This is a genomic window from Pseudomonas sp. NPDC090233, assembly GCF_044772285.1.
Taxonomy (GTDB): Bacteria; Pseudomonadota; Gammaproteobacteria; order Pseudomonadales; family Pseudomonadaceae; genus Aquipseudomonas.
Map to the genome: position 1 here is coordinate 536,972 of NZ_JBIVYQ010000002.1, position 14,821 is coordinate 551,792.

Annotated in this window: 10 protein-coding genes; 6 read left to right on the top strand and 4 right to left on the bottom strand. The window is 62.1% G+C overall.

All coding sequences use genetic code 11. The annotated features are described in order from the left end of the window. Positions 1-12 precede the first annotated feature (12 nt). The 3 genes from nfuA to ACIQUF_RS06955 all read right to left on the bottom strand — a co-directional run bounded on the left by nfuA (position 13) and on the right by ACIQUF_RS06955 (position 4,100). Positions 13-597, bottom strand: a complete 585-nt coding sequence (gene nfuA, locus ACIQUF_RS06945) for a Fe-S biogenesis protein NfuA (RefSeq protein WP_400687035.1) — start codon at positions 595-597, stop codon at positions 13-15. A gap of 58 nt (positions 598-655) precedes the next feature. Next, positions 656-1,690 carry an acyltransferase family protein gene (locus ACIQUF_RS06950; protein WP_403129756.1) on the bottom strand — a complete coding sequence of 345 codons (1,035 nt, stop codon included), beginning with the start codon at positions 1,688-1,690 and terminating at the stop codon, positions 656-658. 109 nt (positions 1,691-1,799) lie between these two features. Further along, a complete protein-coding gene (locus ACIQUF_RS06955) occupies positions 1,800-4,100 on the bottom strand; it encodes a fatty acid cis/trans isomerase (protein ID WP_403130310.1) in 2,301 nt (766 codons plus the stop codon). A 166-nt stretch (positions 4,101-4,266) separates the two neighbouring features. Between ACIQUF_RS06955 and metH the strand changes: the two genes are divergently transcribed. After that, a complete protein-coding gene (gene metH, locus ACIQUF_RS06960) occupies positions 4,267-7,974 on the top strand; it encodes a methionine synthase (RefSeq protein WP_403129758.1) in 3,708 nt (1,235 codons plus the stop codon). Between the two features lie 151 nt (positions 7,975-8,125). Further along, the gene (locus ACIQUF_RS06965) at positions 8,126-8,344 is read left to right on the top strand and encodes a DUF2970 domain-containing protein (protein ID WP_400802111.1); all 219 of its coding nucleotides are present in this window, start codon (positions 8,126-8,128) and stop codon (positions 8,342-8,344) included. Positions 8,345-8,613: 269 nt separating this feature from the next. Here the strand turns inward: ACIQUF_RS06965 and ACIQUF_RS06970 are convergent, their stop codons facing one another. Further along, complete coding sequence (locus ACIQUF_RS06970) at positions 8,614-9,690, bottom strand: ABC transporter substrate-binding protein (RefSeq protein ID WP_403129760.1); 1,077 nt, start codon at positions 9,688-9,690, stop codon at positions 8,614-8,616. 215 nt (positions 9,691-9,905) lie between these two features. Here ACIQUF_RS06970 and ACIQUF_RS06975 point away from each other — a divergent pair, with 215 nt between their 5' ends. The 4 genes from ACIQUF_RS06975 (at position 9,906) to dkgB (ending at position 14,705) form a co-directional block, all read left to right on the top strand. After that, positions 9,906-11,558: a nitrite/sulfite reductase gene (locus tag ACIQUF_RS06975; RefSeq protein WP_403129762.1), complete on the top strand. Its 1,653-nt coding sequence runs from the start codon at positions 9,906-9,908 to the stop codon at positions 11,556-11,558. Beyond that, positions 11,542-12,036 carry a DUF934 domain-containing protein gene (locus ACIQUF_RS06980; RefSeq protein WP_400802107.1) on the top strand — a complete coding sequence of 165 codons (495 nt, stop codon included), beginning with the start codon at positions 11,542-11,544 and terminating at the stop codon, positions 12,034-12,036. The genes ACIQUF_RS06975 and ACIQUF_RS06980 overlap by 17 nt, the downstream gene beginning before the upstream one ends. Positions 12,037-12,139: 103 nt before the next feature. Then, positions 12,140-13,717 carry a hypothetical protein gene (locus ACIQUF_RS06985; protein ID WP_403129765.1) on the top strand — a complete coding sequence of 526 codons (1,578 nt, stop codon included), beginning with the start codon at positions 12,140-12,142 and terminating at the stop codon, positions 13,715-13,717. A 184-nt stretch (positions 13,718-13,901) separates the two neighbouring features. After that, positions 13,902-14,705: a 2,5-didehydrogluconate reductase DkgB gene (dkgB, locus tag ACIQUF_RS06990; protein ID WP_403129768.1), complete on the top strand. Its 804-nt coding sequence runs from the start codon at positions 13,902-13,904 to the stop codon at positions 14,703-14,705. Positions 14,706-14,821: the final 116 nt, after the last annotated feature.

Below are 14,821 nucleotides of genomic sequence, written 5' to 3' on the forward strand. Positions count from 1 at the left end.
AACTGCAACCGATCAGTAGTAGGCGTTTTCTTTCTGAGTGTGGTCGGTCACGTCACGCACACCCTTGAGTTCCGGAATGCGCTCGAGCAGGGTGCGCTCGATACCTTCCTTCAAGGTGACGTCGGCCTGGCCACAGCCCTGGCAACCGCCACCGAACTGCAGCACGGCAATGCCGTCGTCGACCACGTCGACCAGGCTCACCTGGCCGCCGTGGCTGGCCAGGCCCGGGTTGATCTCGGTCTGCAGGTAATAGTTGATGCGCTCGTTGATCGGGCTGTCTTCGTTGACCATCGGCACTTTGGCGTTAGGTGCCTTGATGGTCAGCTGGCCGCCCATGCGGTCGGTGGCGTAGTCGACCAGCGCGTCTTCCAGGAAGGGTACACTGACCGCATCCAGGTAGGCGGTGAAGCTTTTCAGGCCGACCGGTTCGTCGTCGGGCTTCTCTTCACCCGGTTTGCAGTAGGCGATGCACGTCTCGGCGTACTGGGTGCCCGGCTGGGTGATGAAAACGCGGATGCCAATGCCAGGCGTGTTCTGCTTGGAGAGCAGATCGGCCAGGTAATCATGGGCGGCGTCAGTAATGGTTATAGCGCTCATGGAAGTTCCTCACAGACTTGCGGCCAAGTGTACGCCAACCTGGCCTTTGAACAAAGTCCTAGCATTTGACTCGGGAAAGCGCAAATGCCGGTGTTTGCTCCCGCGATGCCGCCACCCAGGCCTGCATGCGCCGGTACAGGCCGCGCTCCAGCCACTGGTAGCTGAACCACGACATTAGTCCAATGGACGGCACGCACAGGGCGAAGACCAGGTACGGATTCAGGTGCAGGCGCTGGCTGGCGAACCAGCCGGCATACAGCACCAGCACGTGGATCAGGTAGACCGAATACGAACAATCGCCCAGCGCCTTGAGGATCCGGTTGCCCTGGAAGTACGGCTCCAGGGAAACGAACGCGAGCACTACCAGGGCACTCGGCACGCCCCAGTGCAGCAGCCGGTTGGACGCGTCCAGGTGATAGATCGCATAGCCCGCCAAGCCCAGCACCACCAACGGCAACCACAGGCCCTCACGCACCAGACCACGGCGGTACAGCACGCCGATACCGATACCCAGCAGAAACTCGTAGATGATGTCGTTGTTGTAGAAGCGGCTGAGCACACCCAAACGGCCCAGCACTTCGCTGACCAGCAACAACGCCGCCGTCACCAGCAGCAGGTGATGGCGCTGGCGAACTAGGAATGCCAGGCCGAAAAGCAGGTAGAAGAACATCTCGAAGTTCAACGTCCAGCCCACGTTCAACGTTGGGTACAGGCCATAGCCGCCGGGGTTCTCGGCCGGGATGAACAGCAGTGACAGGAGCAAATGACGCCAGTCGAATTCCTGGTGCGGCATCCATTGGCTGAACGCAAGCAACAGCGCCGCCATGAGCGCGGTATAGAACCAATAGGCAGGGACGATACGCAGCGCGCGATTAAGCAGAAATTGCCGTGGTTCGATGGCTTTGTCACGGGTCGACAGGTAGATCACCAACCCGCTGATGACGAAGAAGATGTCGACACCCACGGCGCCGCGATCGGTAAGAAATTGGCCAATGGGCCCGGTGGCATGGAAGTCGAAGAAGATCTGCATGAAGTGGTGACAAACCACCACCCAGGCGGCGAACGCCCGCAGTGCCTGAAGCGAATACAGCATGAAATACCCTGCGCTTGCCGGTGCATTGAGGCCCTTGCCAGCGCAGTTGCTGGCAAGGGCCACCCACCGATTCCGACCGCAGGTGTGCCGGAAAGGTCAGCTCAACCGATCAGAGGTTCTCGTAGCGGTTCATGTCCAGCACCCCCGCCTCCACCGGATCAGTTTCCTGGATGAAGGTGGTCAGGTCATGGAAGTAGCGCCAGAACTCCGGGTGGCTGCGGCGCACGCCCCAGCGCATGACAATGCGTTCGAACTTGGCCGCATCGTCACGTGCGTACTCCATGTCCTCGACAAACTCCGGCACATCCGCCGCTGGAATGTTGAAGATGAAGTTGGGATAGCTGCTGAGCACCCCTGGGTACAAGGTCAGGGTATCCAGCCCCGGCTGGTAGCGTGATGCCTCGCCCAGCAGGAACGCGACGTTGCTGTGCGCACGGTTGCGCAGCAGGCTGTAGACCTGGCGCTGGCCGCCCTGCCCTTCGATGCGCAGCATGGTCGCCTCGGGCAGTTGATTGATCACTTTCAGACCCGCGGCCGGGCGAGAGACCAGGCGGCTCAGCGACTGCTCGACGTTGCGGAATTCCTCGTTCATCTGCGGCCGTGAGCAGTAGGCGCCCTGGCAGCGGTTGATCGGGTCGGGCGCGGCATTCAGGCTACCGGTGCGCTGCAGCAGTTTGAGGCCGAAGTCGCGTTTGGCATCGCGTGGGTCGAGCTTGATGCCGCTGGGCGTGTCGGTGTCGATGTCTTCGTAATCGAGCCACATCTTCACCTTGCCGCCGCTCTGGTACCAGTCGCTGAGGATTGCGCCGCGCTGGTCGGCCGGCATCAGGCGCAGGAAATTGACCTCGGCGCCATTGCGGATCAGGTCGAAGTACAGGCGCGTCTGCAACTGGTGCGAGACATTGCCGAACACGTCGAAGTTGACTGCCAGCTGGTAATAGGTGCGCTCGAAGAGTGGGTAGTCGAACAGCCACATGGTCAGCGGCACGTCGCCGACCAGGCCCTTGGTCACCGCCGCACTGTCGAAGTGGCGGAAGATGCTCAGCAGCGCGTTGTCGTTGCCGGCCCACAGGGTCGCCCAGCCCGGTGCCGGCATGTCGGCGTAGGCTTCGCGACGCAGTTTTTCATATTCGTTGCGCTTGTCGCGGTAGGCGTGCCACAACGACAACACACTGCCGACGTCGTCGATCTGCCCCGGCATTGCCAGCAGCGGCGTGGCTTCACCCCGGTATTTGGCATCGGTGATGTAGCGGTCGTGGGCCGGCTCCTGGAACAACGCCCAGAAGTTGTCGCGGATCACGTCGGTGGCGATCTGCCCCCGGCACACCGGGCCACGGATGAAGGTGCGCACGAAGTATTCGGCGTTATCCAGCATGAACTGGTAGCGCGCCACGGCCGGGATCGCCTCGAAGGTCTCGAACGGGTTGGCCCGGTGCCGTGGGCCATAGCCCGGCAGCGCGGCGGCATGCCAGTCGCCGGCGTAGAACAGCTGCTTCACCCGCTTGAGCTTCTGCGGCCCCATCGGGTAAGTGATGTGGGTCTTGTGCACGATCACGCCCTGCACCGGGATCAGCCGGTAATAAAAGTCGGTACCAGGCGGGTCGTTGGGGCGGCGCGTGGCGATGATGTCGGCCGGCTGCCCACTGGGCGTGCGCGAGCGTACCCATTGGAAGAAGTGACCTTGCTCGCCGCCAACGAAATAGATGTGCGCCAGGAACAGGTGCTCGTACAGCCAACGGCCGACCAGTGCCTCGGTGGAACCCGGGCGGTTGAGCAGCTCTTCCCAATCGGCGATCTGCCTGGCTTCGGCCGCACTTGGCTGAACCGGCTGGTACTCGACCGGCGCGCCGGCTGCCAGCCAACGCTGCATCGTGGCGTATTCCTTGTCGGTCAACCCGGTGACCGCCAGCGGCATGCCCTCCTTGGGGTGAGCACCGGCGTAGGCGTCGAACTCATGGGGCAGCGGGCACATGTTGTTGCGGTTCAGCCCCAGGACGATCTCTTCGGGCAACTTGGCATTAGGGGTGAGCGGCGTCTTGTGCCCCAGTTCGAGCATGCGCGCCATCAGCGCGGCCTGGCTGCCCTGGTTGTCGAGAACCGAATAGAAGCCCTTCCTGCGCCACGCCTCTTCGCTGTGGGCGTCGTAGAACAGCCGCGTGGTGGGCACCGCCTTGCTCCGCTCGCCCTGGTACACCGGCACCTTGGTGGCGCCGCGTACCGCGCCTTCCGGGCTTTCCAGCTTGAGCTGGCAGGCAGCGTCGTTGCAGGCGTGGCAGGCCACGCACTTCTCGGTGAAGATCGGCTGGATATCCCGGGTGTAGGAAATTGCCGGGCTCGATTGGGGGGCTTGCCCGAATGCCACGCCGCTGATCAGCAGGGCGAAGGCGGCAGCCATAAAGCGATGCACCATGTGCCGAAAGTCCTGGTTCTTGAAAGCCATCACGATTGCCTGGTCGTCCTTGGGTGCTCTGTGGCTCAACATGAATAGAATTCATGAAAATGGCCGATGCGCCTAAAAACCGCGCAGTTTGATAAGATTGCGCACCTTCTGATATTTGCCCGACCAGGTAGTTCCTATGTCTGACCGCAGCGCTCGTCTCCAAGCACTCCAGCACGCACTCAAAGAGCGCATTCTGATCCTCGACGGCGGCATGGGTACTATGATCCAAAGTTACCGCCTTGAGGAACACGACTATCGTGGCACGCGCTTCGCCGATTGGCCAAGCGACGTCAAGGGTAACAACGATTTACTGCTGCTCAGCCGCCCCGATGTCATCGCCGCCATCGAGAAGGCGTACCTGGACGCCGGTGCCGATATCCTCGAAACCAACACTTTCAACGCCACGCAGATTTCCCAGGCCGACTACGGCATGGAGTCGCTGGTTTACGAGCTGAACGTCGAGGGCGCGCGCATCGCCCGCCAGGTAGCCGATGCCAAGACCCTGGAAACCCCGGACAAGCCGCGTTTCGTCGCTGGCGTGCTCGGCCCGACCAGCCGCACCTGCTCGATTTCCCCGGACGTCAACGACCCCGGCTACCGCAACGTCACCTTCGACGAGCTGGTGGAAAACTACATCGAGGCCACTCGCGGCCTGATCGAGGGCGGCGCCGATCTGATCCTGATCGAAACCATTTTCGACACCCTCAACGCCAAGGCAGCGATCTTCGCCGTTCAGCAAGTGTTCGAGGACGACGGCATCGAACTGCCGATCATGATCTCCGGCACCATCACCGACGCCTCGGGCCGCACCCTGTCGGGCCAGACCACCGAAGCCTTCTGGAACTCGGTGCGCCATGCCAAGCCGATTTCCGTGGGTCTGAACTGCGCCCTCGGCGCCAAGGACCTGCGCCCTTACCTCGAAGAGCTGTCGACCAAGGCCGACACCCACGTTTCGGCGCACCCCAACGCCGGCCTGCCGAACGCCTTCGGTGAATATGACGAGACCCCTGCCGAAATGGCCGCTGTGGTCGAGGAATTTGCCGCCAGCGGCTTCCTCAACATCATTGGCGGTTGCTGCGGCACAACCCCAGGCCACATCCAGGCCATCGCCGAAGCCGTGGCCAAGTACAAGCCACGGGAAATCCCGGAAATCGCCAAGGCCTGCCGCCTCTCGGGCCTGGAGCCGTTCACCATCGACCGCCAGTCGTTGTTCGTCAACGTCGGCGAGCGCACCAACATCACCGGCTCCGCCAAGTTCGCCCGGCTGATCCGCGAAGAGAACTACACCGAAGCGCTGGAAGTCGCCCTGCAGCAGGTCGAAGCCGGCGCCCAGGTCATCGACATCAACATGGACGAAGGGATGCTCGACTCCCAGGCTGCCATGGTCCGCTTCCTCAACATGATTGCTGGCGAGCCGGATATCTCCCGCGTGCCGATCATGATCGACTCCTCCAAATGGGAAGTAATCGAGGCTGGCCTCAAGTGCATCCAGGGCAAGGGCATCGTCAACTCGATCTCGATGAAGGAAGGCGTCGAGCAGTTCAAGCACCACGCGCGCCTGTGCAAGCGCTATGGCGCCGCCGTCGTGGTGATGGCCTTCGACGAGGTCGGCCAGGCCGACACCGCCGCTCGCAAGAAAGAAATTTGCCAGCGCAGCTACGACATCCTGGTCAACGAAGTGGGCTTCCCGCCGGAAGACATCATCTTCGACCCGAACATCTTCGCCGTCGCCACTGGCATCGAAGAGCACAACAACTACGCCGTCGACTTTATCGAGGCCTGTGCCTACATCCGTGATCACCTTCCCCATGCGCTGAGCTCGGGCGGTGTGTCCAACGTGTCGTTCTCGTTCCGCGGCAACAACCCGGTGCGTGAAGCCATCCACTCGGTGTTCCTGTTCCACGCCATCCGCAATGGCCTGACTATGGGTATCGTCAACGCCGGCCAACTGGAGATCTACGACGAGATCCCGGCCGAGCTGCGCGAGAAGGTCGAGGACGTGGTGCTCAACCGCACGCCGGAAGGTACCGACGCCCTGCTGGCCATCGCCGACGACTACAAGGGCGGCGGTGCCACCAAGGAAGTCGAGAACGAAGCCTGGCGTTCGCTGCCGGTCGGCAAGCGCCTGGAGCATGCCCTGGTCAAGGGCATCACCGCGCACATCGTCGAAGACACCGAGGAGTGTCGCCAGCAATGTGCGCGCCCCATCGAGGTCATCGAAGGCCCGCTGATGAGCGGCATGAACGTAGTCGGCGACCTGTTCGGTGCCGGCAAGATGTTCCTGCCCCAGGTGGTCAAGTCGGCGCGCGTGATGAAACAGGCCGTTGCCCACCTGATCCCGTTCATCGAAGCCGAGAAAGGCGACAAGCCGGAAGCCAAGGGCAAGATCCTGATGGCCACGGTCAAAGGCGACGTGCACGACATTGGCAAGAACATCGTCGGCGTGGTGCTGGGCTGCAACGGCTATGACATCGTCGACCTCGGCGTGATGGTGCCGGCGGAGAAGATCCTGCAGACCGCCCGCGACGAGAAATGCGACATCATCGGCCTGTCCGGCCTGATCACCCCGTCGCTCGACGAGATGGTCCACGTCGCCCGCGAGATGCAGCGCCAAGGCTTCGAGCTACCGCTGATGATCGGTGGTGCCACTACCTCCAAGGCACACACTGCGGTCAAGATCGAACCGAAGTACAACAACGACGCAGTGATCTACGTCACCGACGCTTCGCGTGCCGTGGGTGTGGCCACCCAGTTGCTGTCCAAGGAACTCAAGCCAGGCTTCGTCGAAAAGACCCGCCAGGACTATGTCGAAGTGCGCGAGCGCACCGCCAACCGCAGTGCCCGCACCGAACGCCTGAGCTACGCGCAGGCCGTGGCGGCCAAGCCCAAATACGACTGGGCCGGCTACCAGCCAGCCGTGCCTTCCTTTACCGGCGTCAAGGTGCTGGACGATATCGACCTGCGCACGCTGGCCGAATACATCGACTGGACCCCGTTCTTCATTTCCTGGGACCTGGCCGGCAAATTCCCACGCATCCTCACCGACGAAGTGGTCGGCGAAGCGGCCACGTCGCTGTACAACGACGCCCGCGAAATGCTCGACAAGCTGATCGACGAGAAGCTGATCAGCGCCCGTGCAGTATTCGGCTTCTGGCCGGCCAACCAGGTGGGCGATGACGACATCGAGGTCTACGGCGACAATGGCCAGCCCCTGGCCACCCTGCACCACCTGCGCCAGCAGACCATCAAGCCGGATGGCAAGCCGAATTTCTCGTTGGCTGACTTCGTCGCGCCGAAAGAAAGCGGTGTCACCGACTACGTGGGCGGCTTCATCACCACCGCTGGCATCGGCGCCGAGGAAGTGGCCAAGGCCTATCAGGACAAAGGTGACGACTACAGCTCGATCATGGTCAAGGCCCTGGCCGATCGCCTGGCCGAAGCCTGCGCCGAGTGGCTGCACGAGCAGGTTCGCAAGGAGCACTGGGGTTATGCCCGTGATGAGCACCTGGACAACGAGGCGCTGATCAAGGAGCAATACAGCGGTATTCGCCCTGCCCCAGGATATCCGGCCTGCCCGGACCACACCGAAAAGGAAACCCTGTTCCGCCTGCTCGATGGCACGGCGATTGGCGAAACCGGCCCGAGCGGCGTGTTCCTGACCGAGCACTTTGCGATGTTCCCGGCGGCGGCGGTCAGTGGCTGGTACTTTGCCCACCCGCAGGCGCAGTATTTTGCCGTGGGCAAGGTCGACAAGGACCAGATCGACAGCTACAGCGTGCGCAAGGGCCAGGACGTCAGTGTGAGTGAGCGTTGGTTGGCGCCGAATCTCGGGTACGACAGCTAAACGGTTCTGGCCTCATCGCGGCTGAAGCCGCTCCTACAGGAATCCCATAACCTCTGTAGGAGCGGCTTCAGCCGCGATGAGGCCGGCACAGGCAACATCTATCCCATTGCCTACACTGTCCCTGATTGCCTCCGATTACCCAGGAGCCAGCATGGACGACTCAAGCCAAGGCAAGCCCCCCACCTTCTGGCAGATGCTGCACAGCATCCTCGCCGCCGCCTTTGGCGTGCAGAGCGGAAAAAACCGCGCGCGCGACTTCACCCATGGCAAGGCCAGCCACTTCATTGCCCTGGGTACGCTGTTCACCCTGGTGTTCATCCTGGTGCTGGTGGGCCTGGTACAACTGGCCATGCACCTGACTGCCCGCTGAAACGCAAGCCGCCCGCGCAATTCCCTTGCGCGGGCGGTTCAGGTTGCTTCACGGTCTGCAGGTAATGGCCCTACTGATGGCTGACCCAATACACGGCGGTGACCACCACCAGGACGATCAGGCAGAGGATCGCCCAGGCATCGACACTGCTGTCAGCTTTGCGGACCTTGGTAGAGTTTCCCATTGCATTGCCTCTTGTAGTGGTTATGGGAATGCACTTCACACTCAGCAGTTAAGACGAGCAATGCCCTTTCCTCAAGCAGGGTCTTTCAATAATCCACAGGTGCCGTCAGAAAGGGGTAGCGGTAAGCCGCCGGCTGTCCTTCAGCGCTGTAACGCCGAAAATCGACACCATGATCGTCCTGTTCGATCAGCTTGAGCCAACGCTTGGCCTTTGCCTGGTCGACGGACTGGAGCACAGGCACTACATGTTCGCTCAAACCATCACGTTCAATCTGAACGCCACGGGCATCGTCATGCAGCATGACCATAGCCCAGCCCCCCAGGCTGAAGTGCCCGCCCATCAACACCCCGAGTCGCCCATCAATTCGGGCGCGCAATGCTTCAGGTGAACTGTTGACCGCACTGAACACCACATCCCGCCCCGGCTTGCGCCCAGCCGCCTCGAACGCCTGCATGGCGCCAAAAGCCATTTCATCGTTGGCCGACCACACCAGTTTGGTCTGCGGGTAACGCTCCAACAGCTGCTGCGCCTGCTCGAAGGCGCGCTGTCGATTCCACCCGCCGTAGACCACCTGGCGCAAGCGTACCTGTGGGAAATCGGCCAGGGCCCGGCGCATGCCCTGCTCGCGCAATTGCGAAGCCGGCGTGGTCTTGACCCCGGCAAATGCCACCAGGTCGACCGGCTCGTTGCTGCGCGGCAACAAGGCAACCATCTGGTGCAGCATGAGGTAACCGGCCTGCTCGTCATTGCCGGTCAAGGTACCCAGCAACTGGGCATACTTGCCCGGTTGCGCCTGGATGCTGCTTTGCTGGCTTGGCGTCAGGCCGTTATTGACCATGAACAGTTTGACCCCGGTCCCCTTCGACAGGCGGATGATTTCCGGCGCTACGTACTGCTCATTGACCAGCACCAGGTAATCCGGCCGCTGCGGCGCTTTGAGGATGGCCCGCGCCTGGGTAAGCGCCAACTCGGCGTTGCGTCCGCTGTACTCCACGCGCAAGGTCATGCCCAGATCATCCGCAGCCGCCTGCATGAACCGCGAATAGTCGGCCCAGAAAGTCTCATTGGTTTGGCCCGGGTTGAGAAATACCACCGAAGCGGCCTGCGCCGTCGCTGCCAATGGCAGGCTCAGGCACAAGCTTTGGCACAGTGCCTTGAGCATGCGGTCACAACCCTCGCGATAAACCGGCGAGTATAAACCTGCGCCAGCACATCCCAAACAAATGCCAGTCAGTCTCACTTAGTTCGTTTGGTTCTTTTCATATGCAAAAACATCACTTTAGCGCATAAACCCAACCTGATATCGTTCCCCGGCTCCGAACCGGAGTGCGCGGCCGTGCGCGCGAATAGCTGCATGCAGCCTGAGACAGGACTTTTATGTACGTATACGACGAGTACGATCAGCGGATCATCGAGGACCGCGTCAAGCAGTTCCGTGATCAGACCCGCCGCTACCTGGCCGGTGAGCTGAGCGAAGAAGAATTCCGCCCTCTGCGCCTGCAGAACGGCCTCTATATCCAACGTTTCGCGCCGATGCTGCGTGTCGCCGTGCCGTACGGCCAGCTGAACGCCCGCCAGGTCCGCACACTGGCCAAGATCGCGCGCGACTACGACAAGGGCTACGCCCACATTTCCACCCGCCAGAACGTGCAGTACAACTGGCCGGCGCTGGAAGACATCCCGGACATCCTCGCTGAACTGGCCACCGTGCAGATGCACGCCATCCAGACCAGCGGCAACTGCCTGCGCAACACCACCACCGACCAGTTCGCCGGTGTCGCCGCCGATGAAATCATCGACCCGCGCCCCTGGTGCGAGATCGTCCGCCAGTGGACCACCTTCCACCCGGAATTCGCCTACCTGCCACGCAAGTTCAAGATTGCGATCAACGGCTCGAAGGAAGACCGCGCGGCCATCGAAGTGCACGATATCGGCCTGGAGCCGGTGCGCAACGCAGCCGGCGAGCTGGGCTTCCGCGTGCTGGTCGGCGGTGGCCTGGGCCGCACCCCGGTGGTCGGCTCGTTCATCAACGAGTTCCTGCCCTGGCAGGACCTGATCAGCTACCTGGACGCCATCCTGCGCGTGTATAACCGTTACGGTCGCCGTGACAACAAGTACAAGGCGCGGATCAAGATCCTGGTCAAGGCGCTGACCCCGGAAGTGTTCGCCGAGAAGGTCGAGGCCGAAATGGCCCACCTGCGTGGCGGCAGCACCACCCTGACCGAGGACGAAGTGCAGCGCGTTTCGCGCCACTTCGTCGACCCCGAGTACCTGGCTCTCGACAACGTCGACTACAGCGCCCAGGACGCCGAAGCCCCAGGCTTCGCCCGCTGGCGTTCGCGCAACACCCGCGCCCACAAGCGCCCTGGCTACGTCGCCGTGACCCTGTCGCTCAAGCCCACCGGCGTTGCCCCCGGCGACCTGACCGACAAGCAGCTGGACGCCGTGGCAGACCTGGCCGAGCGCTACAGCTTCGGCTTCCTGCGCACCTCGCACGAGCAGAACATCATCCTCGCCGACGTCGAGCAGCGCCAGCTGCAGGCCCTGTGGCTGGAACTGCGCGAATGTGGCTTCGCCACGCCGAACATCGGCCTGCTGACCGACATCATCTGCTGCCCGGGTGGTGACTACTGCTCGCTGGCCAACGCCAAGTCGATCCCGATCGCCGAATCCATCCAGCGCCGTTTCGACGACCTGGACTACCTGTTCGATATCGGCGAAATCGACCTGAACATCTCCGGTTGCATGAACGCCTGCGGCCACCACCACGTCGGCCACATCGGCATCCTCGGCGTGGACAAGAAGGGCGAAGAGTTCTACCAGGTGTCCCTGGGCGGCAATGCCGCGCGCGACGCGAGCCTGGGCAAGATCCTCGGCCCGTCCTTCGCCCAGGAGGCCATGGCCGACGTGATCGAAAAGCTGATCGCCGTGTACGTGGAACAACGTACCGAGGAAGAACGCTTCATCGACACCTACCAGCGTATCGGCATCGACCCCTTCAAGGAACGCGTCTATGCAGCGAATCATTAAGAACAACCAGATCGTCGACGAAACCTGGCACCTGCTGCCCAAGGAAACCACCCTCGACGAGCTTACCAACTGCGACGATTACATCGTCCCGCTGCACCTGTGGCGCGACCACGCCCACGTGCTCAAGGCCCGCGACGGCGGCCTGGGCGTGTGGCTGGACAGCGACGAAGAAGCGGAAGAAATCGGTGAAGACGTGCAGCACTTCCAGGTCATCGCCCTGAACTTCCCAGCCTTCACCGACGGGCGCAACTACTCCAATGCGCGCCTGCTACGCGACCGCTACCAGTACAAGGGCGAGCTGCGCGCCATTGGCGACGTGTTGCGCGACCAGCTGTTCTACCTGGCCCGCTGCGGTTTCGATGCCTTCGCCATCCGTGCCGACAAAGATCCGGAAGACGCCCTGCAAGGGCTGAAGGACTTCTCGGTGACCTACCAGGCCGCCACTGACGAACCGCTGCCGCTGTTCCGCCGCCGCTGATCGTTGCCAGCAAGGGCAAGCGCAAACCTGAACCGACATTCAGGTTTGCGTCTGCCCTGCCGATAACCTGGACTACTCCTGCAGTCCAGTAAGGAAGCTGGCAATGACCACAATTACTTCAGCGGTACGCCTGACGCCAGTCGCTCACATCAGTACCCATGTGCCTAAGGTCGCAACCGCCAGCGCGCCCCAGGCCTCCTCTTCGCGCCCCAGCACCGTGGTCAGCCTCGGCCAGCCAATCGCCAGTGTCGATACCCGGACCTATACCGCCAAGGGCACCACCAACCCGACGCAAAGCCAGTATGTGTGGGAACGCAACGGCCTCGACAAGCTCAGCATGTACATGGCGAGCGCGGTCCAGTCGTCCTCCGCCAGTGCGCGCTTCCAAGGGCTTGGCGCGGCGCTGTTGGAACAATTGTCCGCCAATGGCGGCCAACGCATCTCTCAGTCAGGCCTGATGATCAGCGACAGCACCACGACCGATCCGCTGTTGCTGAGCCTGCAACAAGCACGGTTGCGCGAACATGCAACCAATACCGTAACCTTCAACCTCACCAGCGCATCAGGGGCCACCGTGACCCTGGGCTTGTACAGCAGCGCCGCAGGCCTGGCAGTAGACGCCGACGTGCAGGGGGGGACGTTGACCAGCCAGGAGCTCCAGGGCCTGGCAGCGCTGGCGGACAGTTTCCAGTCCGCCCTCAACGGCTTGACCCAGGAACCGCCCCGCCTGCAGCTGGGCGCGCTGGTCAAGCTCGACCCGAGCCTGTTCACCGGTCTGCAATTGAATGCCAGGCTGGACACCGCCAGCGGCGTACAGCAAACCTTCGACCTGCAACTGGACCAAGATACCCGCAGCCTCAAACTGCAAGGCCCAAGCGGCGAAGTGAAAATGAACCTGGACACCCAGGGCGGCGCCTTGCTCGGCAGCCAGGCACAGCGCCAGGCTGCGGTTGCCAACTATCTGACCCAGTTCGATGCCGCCCAGAAGCGCGGTCAGGGGGATGAGCAACTGATGGCACTGTTCAAGGATGCCTTCAGACAACTCAACAGTGTTGACGACATCAGCCCCCGCCCTGCCACCCATGACACCGCGCAAAACACAATCAGCCGCCTGCTGCTGAGCGGCCTGGCGGATTTCGATGCCTCGATCACCCAGGTCGTGCAGAAGATCAATCCGCTGCGGCCCGAGGAAGTCGACCACTTCGATTACAAGGTTTCCCAGTCGACAACCCGCAAGGGCAGCGCCGCGAATCTGACGCTGCAACAGGACCAGCAGGCCAACCTGAAGGCAGCCTGGCACAAGGGCCCCAACCCCCTGGTCGACTTGGTGCTGACCCGTGACAGTGAATCGCAGAACTACCGCTATCACGAGGTCGAGGACTATTCACGCAGCACCACCCGCCTGGGGTTCTCCAACCACGCACTGGTGGAAGCAAGCGCCACCCAGGAAGCCAGCCAGCAGGAACGCGTGCGGACCTATCAGAAGGGTGTGCTGCAAACGGATGTGACCAACCGCGCATCAGCGGACCAGTCGCGCGACCTGCTGAACATGCTCGAAGCCTTGCTTGACCAGGATCGGGCGGCACGCCGCGCAGGCGCGGCGTCCACGCTGGACAACCAACTGCAGGGGTTGCGCCACCTGTGGCTGCTGCAATCGGTTCCAGGGCAAATTACGGCGTAACCTGCGTTGCTGTGCCTGAAATCACGAGCCAACCCTTGACTCGTGATTCCAGGTCAAAGGACATTGGCCTCACTCGCCCTTAATCAAAGCCTGAGAAACCCTCACACTGCTCCGCACTCGAACGAGTCTGGACCAAGCGCACCTAAGTGTTTGTTCCCCTCAATCATTCAGCAGGAGCATCCCCATGAGCATTCCATCCTTCGGCCTCGGCACCTTCCGCCTTACCGGCCAGGTCGTCATCGACTCGGTCAAGTCCGCCCTGGCCCTGGGCTACCGGGTCATCGATACTGCGCAGATCTACAAGAACGAAGCCGACGTCGGCCAAGCCATCGCCGAAAGCGGCATCCCGCGCAGCGAGCTGTTCATCACCACCAAGATCTGGGTCGACAACTACGCTGCTGACAAATTGATCCCCAGCCTGCGCGAGAGCCTGGTCAAACTGCGCACCGACCATGTCGACCTGCTGCTGATTCACTGGCCGGCGCCGGGCAATGGCATTGAGCTCAGCGAATACATGACAGCCTTGGCTGAAGCCAAAAAACTCGGCCTGACCCGCCAGATCGGCGTGTCCAACTTCAACATCGAGTTGACCCGCCAAGCCATCGACGTAGTCGGCAAAGGTGAGATCGCCACCAACCAGATCGAACTCAGCCCCTATCTGCAGAACGCCAAACTGGCATCCTTCCTCAAGGAACAAGGCATCACCGTCACCTCCTACATGACCCTGGCCTACGGCAAAGTGCTGAAGGACCCGCTGCTGGCCGAGATCGCCGCCAAGCACAAGGCCACGGTTGCCCAGGTGGCGCTGGCCTGGGCCATGCAATTGGGCTACGCAGTGATCCCGTCCTCGACCCAGCGCGAGAATCTGGCCAGCAACCTGCTCGCCCGCGACCTGCACCTGGATGCCGACGACATGGCGCGAATCGCCACACTCGAGCGCAATGGCCGTGAAGTCAGCCCGGATGGCCTGGCGCCGGTTTGGGACTGAAGATCCAGCGCCGCACTCTCCATCCTGGGGGGGAGCAAGGTCAGAAATGGACTACAAGCCATGGTGAAACCACGCCAGGGCCTTTGTGCCAGACTGTTCTGCAACCCCCTCAGCGG

Excerpts from the sequence above, each read along its gene's own strand:
- nfuA (WP_400687035.1), bottom strand. The coding sequence starts at position 597 with ATGAGCGCTATAACCATTACTGACGCCGCCCATGATTACCTGGCCGAT.
- ACIQUF_RS06950 (WP_403129756.1), bottom strand. The coding sequence starts at position 1,690 with ATGCTGTATTCGCTTCAGGCACTGCGGGCGTTCGCCGCCTGGGTGGTG.
- ACIQUF_RS06955 (WP_403130310.1), bottom strand. The coding sequence starts at position 4,100 with ATGGTGCATCGCTTTATGGCTGCCGCCTTCGCCCTGCTGATCAGCGGC.
- metH (WP_403129758.1), top strand. The coding sequence starts at position 4,267 with ATGTCTGACCGCAGCGCTCGTCTCCAAGCACTCCAGCACGCACTCAAA.
- ACIQUF_RS06965 (WP_400802111.1), top strand. The coding sequence starts at position 8,126 with ATGGACGACTCAAGCCAAGGCAAGCCCCCCACCTTCTGGCAGATGCTG.
- ACIQUF_RS06970 (WP_403129760.1), bottom strand. The coding sequence starts at position 9,690 with ATGCTCAAGGCACTGTGCCAAAGCTTGTGCCTGAGCCTGCCATTGGCA.
- ACIQUF_RS06975 (WP_403129762.1), top strand. The coding sequence starts at position 9,906 with ATGTACGTATACGACGAGTACGATCAGCGGATCATCGAGGACCGCGTC.
- ACIQUF_RS06980 (WP_400802107.1), top strand. The coding sequence starts at position 11,542 with ATGCAGCGAATCATTAAGAACAACCAGATCGTCGACGAAACCTGGCAC.
- ACIQUF_RS06985 (WP_403129765.1), top strand. The coding sequence starts at position 12,140 with ATGACCACAATTACTTCAGCGGTACGCCTGACGCCAGTCGCTCACATC.
- dkgB (WP_403129768.1), top strand. The coding sequence starts at position 13,902 with ATGAGCATTCCATCCTTCGGCCTCGGCACCTTCCGCCTTACCGGCCAG.